15 protein-coding genes are annotated in these 13715 nt (G+C 32.6%); 10 read left to right on the top strand and 5 right to left on the bottom strand.

What is annotated here, in order from left to right; translation table 11 throughout:
• Nucleotides 1-45: 45 nt before the first annotated feature.
• Nucleotides 46-918, top strand: a complete 873-nt coding sequence (locus ABD745_RS07995) for an AraC family transcriptional regulator (RefSeq protein WP_344827791.1) — start codon at nucleotides 46-48, stop codon at nucleotides 916-918.
• Between the two features lie 96 nt (nucleotides 919-1014).
• Nucleotides 1015-1815 carry a Cof-type HAD-IIB family hydrolase gene (locus ABD745_RS07990; RefSeq protein ID WP_344827788.1) on the top strand — a complete coding sequence of 267 codons (801 nt, stop codon included), beginning with the start codon at nucleotides 1015-1017 and terminating at the stop codon, nucleotides 1813-1815.
• Nucleotides 1816-1932: 117 nt separating this feature from the next.
• Here the strand turns inward: ABD745_RS07990 and ABD745_RS07985 are convergent, their stop codons facing one another.
• A complete protein-coding gene (locus ABD745_RS07985; protein WP_344827785.1) occupies nucleotides 1933-2511 on the bottom strand; it encodes a YciE/YciF ferroxidase family protein in 579 nt (192 codons plus the stop codon).
• 518 nt (nucleotides 2512-3029) lie between these two features.
• Here ABD745_RS07985 and ABD745_RS07980 point away from each other — a divergent pair.
• Both ABD745_RS07980 and ABD745_RS07975 read left to right on the top strand, forming a co-directional pair.
• A complete protein-coding gene (locus ABD745_RS07980; RefSeq protein WP_344827782.1) occupies nucleotides 3030-3743 on the top strand; it encodes a hypothetical protein in 714 nt (237 codons plus the stop codon).
• Nucleotides 3744-3752: 9 nt separating this feature from the next.
• Nucleotides 3753-4172, top strand: a complete 420-nt coding sequence (locus ABD745_RS07975) for a hypothetical protein (protein WP_344827779.1) — start codon at nucleotides 3753-3755, stop codon at nucleotides 4170-4172.
• Nucleotides 4173-4350: 178 nt separating this feature from the next.
• Here the strand turns inward: ABD745_RS07975 and ABD745_RS07970 are convergent, their stop codons facing one another.
• Both ABD745_RS07970 and ABD745_RS07965 read right to left on the bottom strand, forming a co-directional pair.
• The gene (locus ABD745_RS07970; protein ID WP_344827776.1) at nucleotides 4351-4767 is read right to left on the bottom strand and encodes a hypothetical protein; all 417 of its coding nucleotides are present in this window, start codon (nucleotides 4765-4767) and stop codon (nucleotides 4351-4353) included.
• 247 nt (nucleotides 4768-5014) lie between these two features.
• Nucleotides 5015-5440 (bottom strand): hypothetical protein, encoded by a 426-nt coding sequence (locus ABD745_RS07965; protein WP_344827773.1) that lies wholly within the window; start codon nucleotides 5438-5440, stop codon nucleotides 5015-5017.
• Between the two features lie 134 nt (nucleotides 5441-5574).
• Between ABD745_RS07965 and ABD745_RS07960 the strand changes: the two genes are divergently transcribed.
• Nucleotides 5575-7158 carry a Na+/H+ antiporter gene (locus tag ABD745_RS07960; RefSeq protein ID WP_344827770.1) on the top strand — a complete coding sequence of 528 codons (1584 nt, stop codon included), beginning with the start codon at nucleotides 5575-5577 and terminating at the stop codon, nucleotides 7156-7158.
• Here the strand turns inward: ABD745_RS07960 and ABD745_RS07955 are convergent.
• Together ABD745_RS07955 and ABD745_RS07950 are read right to left on the bottom strand one after the other, a co-directional pair.
• A complete protein-coding gene (locus ABD745_RS07955; protein ID WP_344827767.1) occupies nucleotides 7144-7476 on the bottom strand; it encodes a hypothetical protein in 333 nt (110 codons plus the stop codon). The two genes, ABD745_RS07960 and ABD745_RS07955, sit on opposite strands and share 15 nt — an antisense overlap.
• Before the next feature lie 724 nt (nucleotides 7477-8200).
• Nucleotides 8201-8848, bottom strand: a complete 648-nt coding sequence (locus ABD745_RS07950) for a DUF1349 domain-containing protein (RefSeq protein WP_344827764.1) — start codon at nucleotides 8846-8848, stop codon at nucleotides 8201-8203.
• Nucleotides 8849-8943: 95 nt separating this feature from the next.
• Here ABD745_RS07950 and ABD745_RS07945 point away from each other — a divergent pair, with 95 nt between their 5' ends.
• The 5 genes from ABD745_RS07945 to ABD745_RS07925 all read left to right on the top strand — a co-directional run bounded on the left by ABD745_RS07945 (nucleotide 8944) and on the right by ABD745_RS07925 (nucleotide 13628).
• On the top strand, nucleotides 8944-9705 hold the full coding sequence (locus tag ABD745_RS07945; RefSeq protein WP_344827761.1) for a response regulator transcription factor: 762 nt from the start codon (nucleotides 8944-8946) through the stop codon (nucleotides 9703-9705).
• Between the two features lie 219 nt (nucleotides 9706-9924).
• Entirely contained in the window at nucleotides 9925-11184 is a 1260-nt protein-coding gene (locus ABD745_RS07940; protein ID WP_344827758.1) for an aminotransferase class I/II-fold pyridoxal phosphate-dependent enzyme, read from the top strand.
• 7 nt (nucleotides 11185-11191) lie between these two features.
• Complete coding sequence (locus ABD745_RS07935) at nucleotides 11192-11821, top strand: TetR/AcrR family transcriptional regulator (RefSeq protein WP_344827755.1); 630 nt, start codon at nucleotides 11192-11194, stop codon at nucleotides 11819-11821.
• 101 nt (nucleotides 11822-11922) lie between these two features.
• A complete protein-coding gene (gene dnaX, locus ABD745_RS07930) occupies nucleotides 11923-13008 on the top strand; it encodes a DNA polymerase III subunit gamma/tau (RefSeq protein WP_344827752.1) in 1086 nt (361 codons plus the stop codon).
• 284 nt (nucleotides 13009-13292) lie between these two features.
• A complete protein-coding gene (locus ABD745_RS07925) occupies nucleotides 13293-13628 on the top strand; it encodes a hypothetical protein (RefSeq protein ID WP_344827749.1) in 336 nt (111 codons plus the stop codon).
• The last annotated feature ends 87 nt before the right edge of the window (nucleotides 13629-13715 follow it).

Here is a 13715-nt window from a genome sequence, read left to right as displayed (position 1 = left end):
TTTAAAATTAATTGTTAATTTTGCATATGAATTTAACTTATTAAAATGAAACATTCCCATCCTTCCTTCGAAGCTGTAAAACCTAATATTGGAAGCAGTTTTACAAGTCTTAAATTTCTTCGGAATGAAAATATCAAATCTCATGTTTGGCATTATCATCCCGAAGTTGAATTGATTTTTGTCTGCGGAGGTTCTGGGAAAAGGCAGATCGGAAGTAATATTTCCTATTTTACAGAAGGAGATCTTGTTCTGATGGGAAGTAATCTTCCGCATTGTGGGATGACAAATGAAAATACGAAGAATGACTACGAAATGGTAATCCAGTTTAAACCTGATTTTTTGGGAGAAACGATCTGGGAATTGCCCGAAATGCAGAGAATTGCCAGTTTATTGGAGAAGTCGAAAGCAGGGATTGTTTTTTCTGAAAATGTAAAGAAAACCATAGGCAAAAAGATTGTCGAGATGCATGAATCTTCATCTTTGGAAAGACTTGTCAGGTTTATAGAAATATTGGATACATTGGCTTCTACACAGGATTACAGGATTTTAAACGCCGGAAAATATTATCTGCAGACTCAGGTTGAAGATAATGAAAGAATTAATATTATTTTCAATTATGTGAAGGATCATTTCAAAGAGCAGATTACGTTGGATGAAATTGCAGATCTCGCGAATATGAAAGTACCTTCTTTCTGTCGTTATTTTAAGAAAATCACCAATAAAACTTTTACTCAGTTTGTGAATGAATATAGGATTACCCATTCTCTGAAACTGCTTGCAGAACAGCCTTTAAGCATTACTGAGGTTTGTTTTGAGTCTGGGTTTAATAATTTTAGCTATTTCAATAAAACTTTTAAAGAATATATTCAGAAAAGCCCGTCACAGTACAGAAAAGAGTTTAATTATTTTATGGAATAATGACATTTTTTGAATCTAAAATGAAGAATGATTTATCATTAAAATAATATGCAATATCTTTGCAATTGAAAATCGAGAACACTGAAAAATATTTTTATGAATGATATTAAGCTGATTGTAACGGATATGGACGGTACTTTTCTGAACTCAGAACATCAGGTAAGTCCGGATTTTCCTGAAGTATATGAAGAACTGAAAAAAAGAAATATTTTATTTGTTCCCGCAAGCGGAAGGCAGATGTTGGGAATTACCAAATATTTCGGAGATACTGAAAACGAAATGGCTTTCATCGCCGAAAACGGAGGATATGTCATTTATAAAAACGAAGAACTTTTTGCAGATGAATTAGATCAAAAATACATCGCCGAAATTATCACCTCAATCCGAACGATTCCTGGTGCTACTGCCGTTTTATCGGGAAAGAAAAAGGCTTATGTAGAAACAGATAATCAGGATTTTATCAATTATATTTCACAGTTTTACACGGATAATGAAAGGAGAGAGGACCTTACGCAAGGTGTTGATGACAGTATTTTTAAAATCGCAGTTTATCACCCGGAAGGTTCGGAGCTCAACGTATATCCTGTTTTGAAAGAGTTTGGAAAATACGATTTGGAGGTTGTTGTTTCAGGACAGTATTGGCTGGATATCATGAATAAAAACATCAATAAAGGTGTTGCTTTAGAAAAATTACAAAAAGCATTGAATATTACGCCACAACAAACCATGGCTTTCGGAGATTATATGAATGATATCCAAATGCTGGAAAATTCAAAATATTCTTATGCAATGAAAAATGCCCATCCTTCTGTAAAAAAGGCGGCAAGCTTTGAAGCCTGTTCAAACGATAATTTTGGTGTCTTGAAAATTATTAAGGATTATTTAAATATGAATTAAAAATATTCAGATTAAAAAATACAAACCTTCAGATCTTTTGATTTGAAAATAATAAACCCCTTAAAAGCAATATTTTTAAGGGGTTTTTCAATAATAATCTGAAATTAACCGAATGGTTTATTTTGATTTGCTGTTCAATGTTGTATCAGCAATTTTAGTTAATAATTGATCACATTTTTTCTCTTCTTCCAAAGTCTGCAAAAGTAGTTTCAGACATTCATTTTGTTCAAGAACTTTGGCATATGCGGCAAGTGTTCCGTAAGTTGCTATTTCGTAATGTTCCACTTTTTGTGAAGCTGCGATAATTCCTGCATCTCTCACGGCTCCGGGTTCTGTCTCTTCCATAATGCTTTTTCCTTCATCTAAAAGTCCTTGCATGGCATCACATTTTTTAGCCTGTGCTTTTTTACCCAGTTTTGCAAAACATTCTTCCAGCCTCGATACATGTTCTTCGGTTTCAGCAAGGTGAGATTCGATTGCTTTTTTTAGTTCTTCGTCAGTTGCATTTTTCTGCATTTTCGGAAGAGCTTTGGTTAATGCTTTTTCAGCCCAGTAAATATCTTTAAGAGCATCTTCAAAAAGATCATTCAGGTTTTTTGCAGCATCTTTTTTTGCCGGAATTTTAGCGGCAACTTTTGTTGTTGTTTTTACTGCTGATTTTGCGGCGGTCTTGCTTGTTGTTGTTTTAGTTTCCATAATATATATAATTGGTGATTTGACGAAAGTATTACAACAATAAGACCAATTCACTTATCTTTCTTTATTATAAATACCACATTTTTAGGAAAATACAAGTTTTTAATTATATTAAATATTAATTGTTATGCATTTATAATTGTCATTAAAGCATAGTTTTTTGATTTATTTGCTAAATATTCACTAATGTTTGAATTTTTTATTTTAAATTTATCAGCGTAAGATTCATCTGTAATTGTACCTTTTACCCAAAGTAAAAACAGGATTACCTGATGATCTTTTTATTATTTTAAGGCAGGAATTACTTTAAGTATTAAATTTTAAAACTAATAAATTTTAGTAAGGCGAAACCGAAAAGCCGATAGAGTAGGATAAATAAAACGACTAAACCATGAATTTATCACTTTATATCCCAATAATTATTTCCGATTATAATCAAATAAATTTTAAGGCTTTTTTTAATACTTCTTCTCTGTAATATATCATCATTAATTTAAATATAAACTAAAAAAATAACTATGAAAAATTTGTTTAAGTACATTTTATTATTGACAATACCTTTGTTGTCAGTTGCCTGTAAATCGGATGACGAAGTTTTAGATTATAGGATACCTCCTGTTATGACCTTATTTTACCAAAATGCTGATGAACTTGCCAAAACATATGATCCAAGCGGAAAGGTAAATCAAACAATTAGAAATCAGGCGTTTAATTTGTATAAGCAAGGGAGATGGAGCGAGTTGGAAACTTTATTCAAAAATAATAACCTAAATGGAGGATGGCCTCCTGCAAACGGCGGGTATAATATCATTGACGATGTTTTATTCACAGCCGGACAAAAATTTGACAGATACAGTGGAGCGATTGGAAGCTACACAGGAACCGGAGTTCCTACGTTAGGAGGAAGTTTCACAAGCCCGATCGTTGATGGTTACACTTATACTTTTAGCCAAAGAGCCCTAAATCAGCCGGAAACATCTTATGATTTTTACTATGAAATAGATGTTTTGAATAATTTATTACCTTTCAAAGGGCAAATCGCAGATGTTATTCCTTGGTTTAATCAAGTTGGAGGAGGAGCTCAAACAATGTGGAAAATCCCAATTGATCCCATGACCGGTTATCAAAAAACATGGAATAAATTGGCACAGGAAGGTTATATAAAAATAACAATCAAGAAAAGTCCAAGCGGAAAATATAATAATTTGGCGGGAACAGTTATCCAGAAATAAATAATTTAAATGTATTCGATCTTAAAAAAAATAAGCATTGTTAAGCAGGCTTCTGTTGAAAAGAGTGCTTTCAGCAATGATGAAATTGGTTGTTCTGCAGAGATAAAATTCACTTGTTGTAATTGTGGCGACGAAAATGCAGCTGAAATAACACCTTACGAATCCGGCTTTCCGATTTTTCAAATTTATAATGAAGATAAAGTCTTATCGAAAAATGAATTAATAAAAAATGGACTCGTTACCGAAACCATGAAAAGCATGTTGCATTTTGGAGAATTAACGGTAAATAATTTACCAACTTTATATTTCGGAACAGATTGCCAGTCTTGTGATTCAAAATACATATGTATATTCAGTTACGGAGAAAAACAGCCGGGATTGACGTTGCTTACAATCTCAGGTGTTTGGAAATATGAAGAAGTAGAATAATACTCAAGATTTTATATAAATATTTCAAAAAGAGTGAGCTTCAAATCTTTGATTTGAAGCTCACTCTTTTTGGTGAAGTAAATCTTCGTCAGAAAATCGATGTGACAAGATAGATTTTAAAAGAAAAAGAAAAAGCCACAATACATGATTGTGGCTTTTTCTGAAAGAATATATTATACTAAGATTCGGTGTGTAGTAATCTGTAATTTATTACAGCAGGCTCTTTCCCAAAAAGGCAAGAGAAAATATTCTGAAATTCATGAATGTATTTACATTTTATAGAATTTCCATAAATCTTCAATCCTTCAACGATTTTTCTGGAGCTTAAGTCAATATCATACTTAATGAATGTTTCGGGTCTTTCATATCTAATGCGCTGTTCTGAACTGTAAGTTCTTGAAAATCCAAACTTTTCTAGCCATTCTTCAGTAATGTCGATTGGCTTTATTGCCTTTGCCGGAACTGAAAAACTATGAATGTCATTTTCAATTTTTACAAAATAATCTTTTTCATTATTCTGGAATATCTCAGTAATATTATAAATCTCATTTCTGTATTCCACTAAATTTTTAATTTTTAGATCTGCAACGTTCATAATATTTTGTTTGTTAAGGTTATTATTCTAGTGTGAGTGAATGTTTGGTTATAGAATGTTTGCAAATACTATGCCTTATGTGTAGAATAATATTTAAACTAATGTTAATTATAATGCTGAAAATCGGCGTAATTGCTTAATAATCCGTTGAAATGGCTGATTGACAATATTTAAACAAAATTGAGGAACTTAAAAATATGGTATGTGTGTGGTATCTAAATGGTTTATTTAATCAATTTTTTGTGATTTATTTTTGATAGTTAACAGAAAAGAAATTGAAATAGCAGCGGCAAGAATCAAAATAAAAATATTCCATGAAGTTGCGTGAAGTAAATATCCTGTCCCGCTTCCCAAAAAACTTGAACCAAAATAATAAAAAAGCCATTCCTATTGTCGCCGAAGAAACAAGAAGTGAGCTGTCTCCAACTGTCGTATGAAAATGTTCCGCAACCATCGGTAGCAAAGGTTGGAAAAGATAAAGCTGTGCAAATACAGAAAGTCCGGAAAGAAAAATACAGATTTTAATTAATCGAAATCGTTTACTTTTCTTATCTGTTTTTTCCGTTGTATTCATAATGATTTTCGAAACTGCTGAAGAAATTTTTTGCTGAGTTTTTTGGTCGCGCAAAGTTCCTGAATTTTTTTTAATTCGTAAAATGCCCGTTTTAATCATTTTTATTGTCCTGATCAATTTTTTTAATCGTTTCAAGATTTTTGTTTAAAAACTTTAGGCTAATTGCTTTTAACAATGAAAATTATTTTCTGTTTATGTGTATATTTAAATTTCAAAAATAAAATCATTACATAATGATAGAAAACTTCCCATTTTATTTATCTCTCATTATTGCCATTGTTTTGTTGATTATGCTTGCCAATAAAATAAAAGTGGCATATCCTGTTTTACTTGTTGTCGCAGGATTATTGATCAGTTTTATACCGAATATTCCTGTCATCAAAATTGATCCGGAGCTGATTTTTATTATTTTTCTTCCGCCTTTATTATATGAGGCAGCTTGGGCAATTTCTTGGAAAGAACTATGGAAATGGCGTCGTATTATAAGCAGTTTTGCATTTGTTGTGGTATTTCTTACAGCAATTACTGTAGCATTTGTTGCCAATCATTTTATTCCCGGATTTTCTTTGGCATTAGGATTTTTATTGGGTGGAATCGTTTCTCCGCCGGATGCGGTGAGCGCAGGTGCTATTTTAAAATTTGTGAAGGTGCCGAAAAGAATGGTGTCAATTCTGGAGGGGGAAAGTCTTCTGAATGATGCTTCCTCATTAATTATTTTCCGTTTTGCAATGATTGCTGTAGCAACCGGACAATTTATCTGGCACGATGCAGTTTTAAGTTTCTCATGGATGCTTGTCGGTGGGATAGGAATAGGATTATTGATTGGCTGGCTTTTTATGAAAGGGCAGAAAATTCTTCCTACTGATGCTAATATGGATACAATTCTGACAATCGTAGCACCTTATTTAATGTATATTGCTGCGGAAGAATTTCACAGTTCGGGAGTTTTGGCGGTGGTAAGTGGTGCTTTGCTTTTGTCGAATAACAGGCATAATTTTTTAAGTACCTCTTCACGGCTTCGAGGCATCAATGTCTGGGAAAGTGTAGCCTTTGTTTTGAACGGATTGGTCTTTATTTTAATAGGGTTGGATCTCCCGGAAATCACGGCAGATTTAGAAGGAGTAAGTATTACTGCTGCGATTGGCTACGGATTATTAATTACTTTGGTTTTAGTGGTTGTTCGGCTTCTGTCAGCTTATGGAGCAGTAATTATTACATTGATTGCAAGAAACTATATTCCTGTTGCAGATAAAAGAAATCCGGGGTTTAAAATTCCTGCTTTATTGGGCTGGACGGGAATGAGAGGGGTGGTTTCTCTGGCTGCAGCATTATCAATTCCTGTGAAATTGTATGAAGGCGGACCGGATTTTCCTCAAAGAAATTTAATTTTGTTCATTACTTTTATTGTTATTCTTACCACTTTGTTGGTACAGGGTCTTACGTTGCCTTATCTTATCAGGAAAGCAAATATGCCTTCATTTAATGATCATCTTCCTGATGATGAAGCGGAAGATATGATTCGTCACGAGATGGCAAAACTTACTTTAAAGCATTTAACAGATAATTATAATGAATTGCTGGAAAAAAGTTCATTTTTACAGCAAATTCACGAAAAATGGAAGGGGAAAATTGATAAGGAATCAGATGTTATTCTTTCCTCCGAAACCAAAATGGCTTACCTTGATATACTCAATACGCAAAGAGCTTGGCTTATAGCGCAAAATCATGATGAAAAGCAGCATTTCGATGAAGATCTCATCAGAAAGCATCTCATGAAAATTGATTTGGAGGAGGAAAGGATTTTACTGGTTCATTAAAAAAGTTAAAACTTTTTGCAGATACTCATCTTCTTTTACCACTTTATTGTATGATTGTCTCGCGTAAACAGGCGAAAGCTCATAGTTTTCCGGCTTTGAATTAATATCATCATTTTCAATATATTGATTCAAATGATTCGTGTATTCTTTGATGAGTTTTTTGATCGTTTTTCTTTTCATTTTACATATTGTATTATTCTTTATCTTTTGTAAAGAGTTTAGAATGAAAGATTTATCTCCATGGAAATTAATAATGTTTTTCGTAAACGAAAGATTGTGGTTATCCTGTAAGACAGAATGGTCATCTTCAAAAATCATGATTGTAAAGGTTTTAATGGTTTAAAAATGGTTCAAAACACTTAATTATGATAATTTCAGATTATTTGACGGGAATCGAAAACGACTTTCTCAAAAACTTGATAAGGCTGTCTTTTGGAGAAGTAAAATAAGTTGACATATTAATTTATTTTAAGTGGTTGGTGAGTGTAAGATTTCTATAAAATGTTTTTTTTCATTTAATTTTTCTACTTCAAATATCTAACCAAAAAGTTCATTTTTTTTTAATGTATTGAAAATTTGTAATAAAAAGCATTAAAAATGTAATATTTTGTTTTAATTATGGGTTATAATTGTCAATTTTGTGGTATCTATTGCTTATTTTTTAATATATAATATTTTAAAAGTAAACAAATTTTATGAAACTCTTTTAAAATATTTCAGTACTTTTGTAATGGTATTTCCACATATTGTGAATTTAATTATACAGGAATAATTTATTTTTCTTTATGTGGTGATAACATTGTCTTTTTGTTTTTTGTTAATTCATTGTAAATCTTCACATGATTTTATATGAAAAAAACAAATGAATATGGCGATGGATTCTAAAAGTACAAATGTGTAAAGGCTGAGATTAACTCTGTTCCCCATTGGGTATTTCAGCCTTTCTTTAATTAATCTACAGATCAGTTTTAAGGTAAAAATAAAACCTCCCGGATCAGGGGAGGCAAATAAAAATTGACTTTATATTGAGTTTTACTTCAATCTATTTGTTGTTTTCAAGCCATTTCAGGCGACGCTCGTCAGGTAAATGTTTCACTTTAAAATTTTCAAAAGTGGCATTAAAGCCATTTCCATCAGGACAAGCTGCCATTAAACCGACCATGACGGGAGAATTATCCTGAAGATGAGCATTTCGCATCATGATATAATTTTTATCATCAAAAGAGTAAAAAAGTTCTACAGCATCCAGTCTTCTCACTGCTTTTATCCAGATTGAAGCAGGTGTTTTGTCTAAAGTAATCACGCTCCAGTCACTGGTTTTATGGGTAACAACTGTACTTAAATTGTATTTTCCGTCAACAAATTCAATTCCGGCTTTAATGTAATTTTCTTTGTCGATTCTCAACATCAAACCCATCTGGTCAAATCTGGCTTTATAATTTCCTTCGATTTTTACTTTTGCTTCAAATTCTCCACCATAGGTTGTATATAGAAAAGGAGCGTCATCAACAGTAAAATCGTAATGTGAAATTCTCCAGTAGTCGCTTTGTGGTGTTACAAACATAGATAAACTGTTATTTTTGATCTCCCATTTTTCCGGCTCGTTGAACCATGTCATTTTCTCTAATGTCTGCGCAAAGTTTTCATTAATTATAAATAAGGCACAAAAACTTAAAAATATTCTCTTCATTGTTTTTTTTGATGACTACAGCTGACTGTAAATTATTAATTTAGCAAAAATAAAATTAAAAGAGATTTTCATCAATACTTATAAATAACCATTTTATGGAAATCGTAGAAACGCTGAATAAAACCTTGCTTTTAAACAATCGTGGACAAAACAAAGCTTGTTTACTGGATATTGAAATATATAAGAATATTGCATTTTCGTATTCTCAGGTAGAGAATTCTGTAGCTGTTCTGAGTGATATGCAGTTTAATAAAAGTTATATTTTCACTTCAAAAACAGCTTTAGAATTAGGTTTGAATTTTAAAGAAAATCCGACAGTAATTAATTCAATTTGGGAAGAAGAAATTTTAAAAAAAATTCATCCTGATGATAAAATAAAAAAATACGTCCATGAATTACGATTTTTTAAGTTGCTGGAAGCAATGGAACCGGAAGAACGTTCGGGTTTCAGTGTCGTGTCTAAAATGAAAGTAAAAGATAAGGATGGGATTTTTAGATTTATCCTGCATCGGATGTTTTATTTTTATTCACCATACAATAGTAAATTGAGATTTGCACTTTGTCTTTATAATATTGCTGTAGATCAGTCGCAACTTTTATCTTCAGAGTTTCTAATCATCAATTCTGTAAAAGGCGAAGTATTGATGGAAGATAAGCTTAATTATAAAAATATCCTTTCTCAAAGAGAGCTTGAAGTTCTGAAATTCGTAGGAGAAGGTTTTACCAGTAAAGAGATTGCAGATTTTCTCTCAATAAGCATTAATACAGTAAGCAGACATCGGCAAAATATTCTTGAAAAATTGAAAGTGAAGAATTCAATCAAAGCTTTTAATGATAGTTTTTCAAAGGTAATTTAATGTCTCAAAAATAGTTATTAAATGATTAATAATTAAGAGATTATGTAGGAAAAATATTTTTATTTTCATCAAAATAACAGGTATATGTTGAGGATATATGTTGTATTTATGATTTTTTAATATAGATATTTCACACATAATAAATTTTGTTAAAAAATAAGATATTGTCTTTTAAAATAGTCCTATATTTGTTATAATTAACAGCTAACAAAATTAAGGATGAACATTAACTTTTCAACAGCAACTTTTAAAGATTTTGAGAATATTCCGGATCACGATATGATGGAACGTGCGGATGTCTACTACGACTTTCTGGAATATATGAAAACAAACGGACGCCACCATTACAGATTACAAAATAACACGGGATGTAGCTCCGTAATGAATGTTGGTACAGAAAATGTAACGAAAGAATTCGTAAGCTTTGTTACCAGTGATTATTTGGGTTTTACACAGCACCCAAAAGTAAAACAGGCAGCAATTGAAGGTGTTGAAAAGTATGGGACGGGTACAGCAGCAACGCCGCTTATTGGAGGATACTATTCTTATCACAACGAGTTGGAAGCAAAGATTGCTTCTTTTTTTGGCCGTAGTCAGGATGAAGCCGTAATTTTTACGACAGGATATACTGCCAATAGTGCGACATTGCAGATTTTGCTTCAGAAAGAAGATATTGCCATTGTAGATATGGCGGTACATGCAAGTGTCTATGAAGGATGTATTCTCACCAACAGAAAGACTTTTCCTCATAACAATTTAGAAGCTTTAGAACAAATATTAAAAACTTCAGAAAATCAATACCGTACTAAACTAGTTGTAATTGACGGTGTATATTCTCAGGATGGAGATACTGCACCTATCGAAGAAATTTATAAATTAGTAAAGAAATATAATGGCTACTTGATGATCGATGATGTGCATGGAGTAGGTATTTTAGGAAAAACAGGAAGGGGAACGATTGAAGACACGGGATTGTTGGATAAAGTTGATATTATTACCGGAACGTTCAGTAAAACGTTTGGTAATTTAGGAGGATATGTAATCGCTAATAAGAGTCTGACTAATTTCATAAGATTTCAGTCTCGTCAGCAGATATTCTCAGCAACAACTCCGCCTTCAACTGCTACAGGAATTATTAAAGCCATTGAATTAATAGATGAAGAGCCGCATTGGCGCGAGAAATTATGGGATAATATCAATTATTTCAAAAAAGGATTGGATGATCTGGGATTAGATACGGGAACTACCCGGTCTGCAGTTATACCCGTAAAGATCGGAGATCCTCATATTACAGGAGATGTAGGCAGATTGCTTATGGATCACGGGATCTATACAAATCCAATTATATATCCGGCAGTAGCGAGAAAAGACGCGCGTATCAGGATGAGTGTTACGGCAACACACGAAAGGGAACATCTTGATAAAACACTCAATGCATTTGAGGATATCAATAAAAAGTTGCATATTGCAAAAAAATAATAACAACATGCCTAGAAAAGTTGTACAAGGCCCAATAAGGGATAAAGAAAAAACTAAACTAAAACTGCTTGGCGCAGTAGGTAAAATTTTAAGAACAAAAGGCTATTCTGGATTAAAAGTAAGTAAAATAGCCGCTGTAGCAGGTTTTGATAAAAAACTTATCTATGAGTATTTCGGAAGTACCGAAAAACTCATAGATGAGTATATCAGGTCTCAGGATTATTGGAGTAAAATGAATCAGGACAGTCTGCATATCGATTTCTCCGATGGCGGTAGAGAACTTTCTAAAGTTGCCATTCTTAACCAGTTCGAGCATATTAAGAAAAATAAAGAGCTTCAGAAAATTATTCTTTGGGGACTTTCTGAAAGCAAACCTATTTTGAAAAAAGTGGCGGATGAAAGAGAGGAAATGGGCGAACAGCTTTTTACCAACATTGTAGATCCTTATTTCAAAGATAAATCCACAAGATATCGTGCGATTGCAGCACTTCTTGTTTCAGGAGCATATTATCTTAATCTTTATACTGCGTACAATGCAAGTGTATTTTGTGGTATTGATTTGAAGAGCGATGACGGAAGAAAAGAAATCGAAAAAGCAATCACAGAGATTATTGATTTCGCGTACGACGAAAAATAATGATGAAAAAAAATTTTCCTATTGACCAATAGATGATTTTTTGTTGATAATTTGCAAACTTTTAACTTTCAGATTAGAACTATATTTCTTACTTTTGGCCAATGGAAAATTTTATCGTATCTGCACGAAAGTATCGCCCACAGCAATTTGACACTGTTGTTGGACAATCTCATATTACGGATACTTTAGAACATGCGATTGAAGAAAATCAGCTGGCTCAGGCTTTATTGTTCTGCGGACCGAGAGGTGTCGGAAAAACTACGTGTGCCAGAATTCTGGCAAGAAAGATTAATGAAAAAGACGGTTCAGTTTCGGAAGACGGTTTCGCTTACAATATCTATGAACTGGATGCTGCCTCAAACAATTCCGTAGATGATATCAGGGAATTGATTGATCAGGTGCGCTTTGCTCCTCAGGTTGGTAAATATAAAGTATATATTATCGACGAGGTTCATATGTTGTCTTCTGCAGCCTTCAATGCCTTTCTTAAAACACTTGAAGAGCCACCCGCTCACGCTATTTTTATTTTGGCAACGACTGAAAAGCACAAAATCATCCCGACGATTTTATCACGCTGCCAGATCTACGATTTCAAAAGAATTACAATTGAAGATATTCAGAGTCATTTAAGAACGATAGCTCAGAAAGAGAGTATTCAGTATGAAGATGACGCATTATATTTAATCGCTCAGAAAGCAGATGGTGCATTGCGAGATGCTTTGTCTATTTTCGACAGGCTTTCTACGTTTTCCCAGAAGAATATTACTTTGGCAAAAGCTGCAGAAGTATTGAATATTCTGGATTATGATCAATATCTGAAAGTAGTAGATTTAGCCAAAGAAAACAAAATTCCGGAAGTTCTTTTTGCCTTTAATGAAATCGTGAAAAAAGGTTTTGATCCTCATATTTTCATTGCTGGATTAGGAAATCATTTCAGGGATTTAATGATGGCTCAAAATGCTTCTACCATAGAATTAATTGAAGTAGGAGAGCAGACAAAAACCAAATTTGTGCAGCAGGCTCAGAACTGGAATGCACAGCAGTTAATTGATGCCATTGAGATATGTAATCATGCAGACATCAATTATAAAAATTCTAAAAATCCCCGACTGACAGTAGAAATTGCCTTGATGCAATTATCTTCCCTTACAACTTCTCAAGACGTTTCTAAAAAAAAAAGTTCTTAATATTAGCTCCGTTTCTTAATGAAAAACAGGAAGTAAAGCTTCCTGAAAAACCTCAGGAGAAAAAAGCAGAGAAAGTAGAACAAAATAAGCCTGTTGAACTCAATAAACCTCAGGAAGTTGAGATTAAGAAGACCTCAAAACCATTATCCAGACCAGGAATTTCTTCTGGTTTCAGTATTAATTCTTTTTTAAGTAAAGAAGAAAAATCTGAAGTAGAAGAAGAAAAAGTTATTGTAAAAACAGAAAGTCTTCCAAAGAACCATTTTACAGAAACAGATCTTCAGGTGGAATGGAATTTGCTCTTAAAACAACTTCAAAAGAAAGATACATTTATCTTTAATGCTATCAAGACATTTAAGATCGCAAAATCAGGTGAAAATCAGATTACGGTTTTATTTCCGTCGGATTCTGCAAAGGTGGAATTTGATAAAGTAAGCCGAGAATTTTTCAATCATTTCAAAACAAAAGTTCACAACCATTCTATTGAGGTTGAATATAAACGGGATGTCGAAAATCTAAAGATAGAAGTAATGACAAAAAGGAAAGTATTCGAAAAATTCATCGAAAAAAATCCTTTGCTGAAAGATCTTGACGACTTAATGAGATTTGATCTGACTTAATGTAACGATCATTTTTCATGGAAATTAAATATTGTCAAAAAAGCTGATATTTAAATAAATTTTATATATTTGTCAAGTATTTGCAGG

It is taken from the genome of Chryseobacterium ginsenosidimutans, assembly GCF_039536845.1.
Classification (GTDB): Bacteria; Bacteroidota; Bacteroidia; order Flavobacteriales; family Weeksellaceae; genus Chryseobacterium; species Chryseobacterium ginsenosidimutans_B.
Note: the sequence above shows the minus strand (reverse complement) of the source record. Positions and strands in the feature narration are given on the sequence as shown.

Bases quoted from the DNA above. Each gene is read 5' to 3' on its own strand.
- ABD745_RS07995 (WP_344827791.1), top strand. From the start codon at position 46: ATGAAACATTCCCATCCTTCCTTCGAAGCTGTAAAACCTAATATTGGA.
- ABD745_RS07990 (WP_344827788.1), top strand. From the start codon at position 1,015: ATGAATGATATTAAGCTGATTGTAACGGATATGGACGGTACTTTTCTG.
- ABD745_RS07985 (WP_344827785.1), bottom strand. From the start codon at position 2,511: ATGGAAACTAAAACAACAACAAGCAAGACCGCCGCAAAATCAGCAGTA.
- ABD745_RS07980 (WP_344827782.1), top strand. From the start codon at position 3,030: ATGAAAAATTTGTTTAAGTACATTTTATTATTGACAATACCTTTGTTG.
- ABD745_RS07975 (WP_344827779.1), top strand. From the start codon at position 3,753: ATGTATTCGATCTTAAAAAAAATAAGCATTGTTAAGCAGGCTTCTGTT.
- ABD745_RS07970 (WP_344827776.1), bottom strand. From the start codon at position 4,767: ATGAACGTTGCAGATCTAAAAATTAAAAATTTAGTGGAATACAGAAAT.
- ABD745_RS07965 (WP_344827773.1), bottom strand. From the start codon at position 5,440: ATGATTAAAACGGGCATTTTACGAATTAAAAAAAATTCAGGAACTTTG.
- ABD745_RS07960 (WP_344827770.1), top strand. From the start codon at position 5,575: ATGATAGAAAACTTCCCATTTTATTTATCTCTCATTATTGCCATTGTT.
- ABD745_RS07955 (WP_344827767.1), bottom strand. From the start codon at position 7,476: ATGATTTTTGAAGATGACCATTCTGTCTTACAGGATAACCACAATCTT.
- ABD745_RS07950 (WP_344827764.1), bottom strand. From the start codon at position 8,848: ATGAAGAGAATATTTTTAAGTTTTTGTGCCTTATTTATAATTAATGAA.
- ABD745_RS07945 (WP_344827761.1), top strand. From the start codon at position 8,944: ATGGAAATCGTAGAAACGCTGAATAAAACCTTGCTTTTAAACAATCGT.
- ABD745_RS07940 (WP_344827758.1), top strand. From the start codon at position 9,925: ATGAACATTAACTTTTCAACAGCAACTTTTAAAGATTTTGAGAATATT.
- ABD745_RS07935 (WP_344827755.1), top strand. From the start codon at position 11,192: ATGCCTAGAAAAGTTGTACAAGGCCCAATAAGGGATAAAGAAAAAACT.
- dnaX (WP_344827752.1), top strand. From the start codon at position 11,923: ATGGAAAATTTTATCGTATCTGCACGAAAGTATCGCCCACAGCAATTT.